The following is a 491-nucleotide window of genomic DNA, read 5'->3' on the forward strand; positions in this document are numbered from 1 at the left end:
GAACAAGACCTGACCCCGACGTCTTCGACGTCTTAAGACCTGACCCCGACGTCTTAATGCTATGGTTACGACAGCGTTTCCCGACTCACTACAGCGAACATGGGCGCCACCAATACGACCTGGACGCTCGACGGCAACGGAAACTGGAAGACGCACTCTTGGAGCAATGCGACCGATACGTACGTGTTCGACGGCACAAGCAACCGGATCACGAGCGTCAGCGGTTCGCGCTCCAAGAGCTTCGGTTACGACGCGCTGAAAAACATCACCAGCAAGACCGGATATGGCGGCAGCTATAACTACACCTATGACTCACTCAACCGCCTCAAGACCGTGACTTCCGGCAGCAGCACAACGACCTACACCTACAACGCCTTCGGTCAACGCGCCCGAAAGACCGGCTCTATGTCGTTTCGGGTGGAAGACAAGGCCCAGTTTCTCGAGCTGCTGTTGAGCGTCAAGGTCGGCCGCAGGCCGCCCGAAGGGCTTGA

The 491-nt window shown here is 57.6% G+C and carries 1 pseudogene; it reads left to right on the forward strand.

The window, feature by feature from the left end:
• Positions 1 to 99 precede the first annotated feature (99 nt).
• Positions 100 to 491: pseudogene (locus RM530_RS18455) on the forward strand (hypothetical protein); the annotation flags it as partial.

The sequence above is a fragment of the Banduia mediterranea genome, assembly GCF_031846245.1.
GTDB lineage: Bacteria > Pseudomonadota > Gammaproteobacteria > Nevskiales > Nevskiaceae > Banduia > Banduia mediterranea.